This window comes from Brucella sp. NBRC 12950 (assembly GCF_030268145.1).
GTDB lineage: Bacteria > Pseudomonadota > Alphaproteobacteria > Rhizobiales > Rhizobiaceae > Brucella.
Genome location: NZ_BSQC01000037.1, coordinates 1 through 2,445, shown reverse-complemented (window position 1 = coordinate 2,445; position 2,445 = coordinate 1). Strand labels below are relative to the sequence as shown.

The following is a 2,445-nucleotide window of genomic DNA, read 5'->3' as shown; positions in this document are numbered from 1 at the left end:
GCGGGGCTTTGCCTCTCCTGCTCATCCATTGTTGCACGCGCATGAGCGACAGGCTCAAAGGCTGCCAGCAGTTCCTTCGTATAAGGATGCTGCGGATTATGCAGAATATCTTGTGTGGAACCCATTTCCTGGATTTCCCCACCCTTAAGCACCACAATCCGATCTGCAATCTGAGCCACAACCGCAAGATCGTGGGAGACATAAACACCGGCAATATGCTGCTTCTTCATCACCGATTTGAACGCACGCAACACTTCAATCTGTGTCGTGACATCAAGGGCCGTCGTCGGCTCATCAAAAATCACAAGCTTGGGGCCGCCAATAAGCGCCATGGCTGCGGAAAGCCGCTGTAATTGCCCGCCCGACACCTGATGCGGATAGCGATCGCCAATCGTTTCAGCATGGGGCAAGGCAAGCGCCTTGAACAGTTCAACAGCCTTCTTGCGTGCCTCCTCCTTCGACATCAGCTTGTGGATCTTCGTCACCTCAATGACCTGATCCATGATGCGGTGGGCGGGGTTAAACGAGGCTGCAGCACTTTGCGGAACATAAGACACTTCCGTCCCACGCTTGGCTGCCCGTTTGCCCTCCGAAAGCGTGACAATGTCCTGCCCTGCAAGCGCTATTGTGCCGCTCGTTATGCGACAACCCGGACGCGTGTAACCCATCAATGTGAGCGCAATCGTCGTCTTTCCAGAACCACTCTCGCCAATAAGGGCAACAATCTCCCCTTCTGCAATCTCAAAACTGACATCACGGATGATCTCAACCGTGCGTCCTGCATCCGTCTTTGCATCCACACGAAGGTTTTTGATCTCGACAAGATTACGCATTCATTCACTCCTGTCGCGGATCTTTTGCGGAAGATTATCAATCAGCAGATTAACGCTGATGGTGAGGCTTGCAATGGCAATCGAAGGAAACACCACGGCAGGCGCGGCAAAGGAGAGGCCACCGATATTTTCTTTCACCAACGCGCCCCAGTCAGCAAAGGGTGGCTGAACACCAAGCCCAAGAAAGGACATGCTCGACAACAGCAGAACGATAAACACAAACCGCAAACCAAAATCAGCCAGAACCGGTCCGATAATGCCCGGCAAGATCTCAGAGCGAATAAGGTAGCCAATCTTCTCCCCACGTGCGCGGGCAACCGTCACATAATCCATGGTGTTGATGTTGATCGCCAATGCACGGGCAAAGCGATAACTGCCCGGCGTGTAAATCACTGCCATCGTGATAATCAGGATCGGGATCGAAGACCCCACACCAGCCACAATAACCAATGCAAGGATCTTGCTCGGTATCGATGTCAGCGCATCCAGAAAGCGGCTCAGGGCGGAATCAAACCATCCGCCAATCACTGCAGCGCTCATTCCAAGCGTCACACCAAAGAAACAGGCCAGAAACACCGCCGCAAGCGAGATGCCAACGGTAAAGCGTGCGCCATAGATAATCCGCGAGAGCATATCGCGGCCCAGATAATCAGTCCCCAGCGGAAACTGGGCACTTATAGGGCCAAAGAAATCAAAATCGACAATCTCTCCAACCGGATGCGGCGCGATCCAGGGTGCCGCAATGGCGACCAGTGCCCAGCACAGGATGATCAGGAACGAAACCGTACCAACCAGATTAACGCGATAACCAAAGCGGGGAGATTTTGACTTGCGCTGACTTGAAACAGAAGCGGTCATGATTATCGCAGCCTCGGGTTTGAAACGATGGCAATAAGGTCGGCTATGGTGATGAGCAGAAGATAGCCAAAACAAAAGATCATCGCACAGGTCTGAATAAGCGGCAGATCACGCGTTGCAACAGCATCAAGCATCAGCTTGGCAATGCCAGGATAATTGAAGATGGTTTCAACGATAATCACACCGCCAAGCAAATAAGACAGCGATAAAGCCACCGCATTCACAATGGGCCCAAGTGCATTGGGCAAGGCATGCACAATCACCATCCGACTGCGTGAAGCCCCCTTCAAAAGCGCCATCTCGACATAGGCTGTGTTGAGTGTTTCAAGAACCGCTGCTCGTGTCATGCGGATCATCTGCGCCGAAATCACAAAACTAAGGGTGATGACCGGCATGGCAAAGACTTTGAGGAGCCCAAGAAAGGATGTCACCTCATTGGCCATCGAAAGAGCGGGAAGCCAGCCCAGATAAACCGCAAACACAATCACTGCGATGGTTGCGACCATGAATTCCGGCACCGAAATAACCGAAATCGTAATAATCGAAACAAGGCGATCGTAAATCGTACCCCGCATGATTGCAGCCGTAATGCCAAGAAACAAGGCAACCGGTACCGAGATCGCAGCCGTCACACCGGCAAGCTTCAGCGAATTCACCAGCCGGTTACCCAGCAAATCTGCAATCGGGACATTATTGACATAAGAGACACCAAGATCACCGCGAAGCAAGTTTCCAAGCCAATACAAAAAGCGCA

3 protein-coding genes are annotated in these 2,445 nt (G+C 52.3%); all 3 read right to left on the bottom strand.

Annotated features, from left to right (window positions below; genetic code table 11):
* Positions 1 to 833: ABC transporter ATP-binding protein (locus QSJ70_RS27280; protein ID WP_285541347.1), on the bottom strand; the 833-nt coding region annotated here is incomplete at its 3' end.
* On the bottom strand, positions 834 to 1,691 hold the full coding sequence (locus QSJ70_RS27275) for an ABC transporter permease (RefSeq protein ID WP_285541344.1): 858 nt from the start codon (positions 1,689 to 1,691) through the stop codon (positions 834 to 836).
* A 2-nt stretch (positions 1,692 to 1,693) separates the two neighbouring features.
* The coding region (locus QSJ70_RS27270; RefSeq protein WP_285541341.1) for an ABC transporter permease at positions 1,694 to 2,445 on the bottom strand (752 nt) is incomplete at its 5' end.

What these genes read in the sequence shown, in the direction of transcription:
- QSJ70_RS27275 (WP_285541344.1), bottom strand. Translation starts at nt 1,691, where the DNA reads ATGACCGCTTCTGTTTCAAGTCAGCGCAAGTCAAAATCTCCCCGCTTT.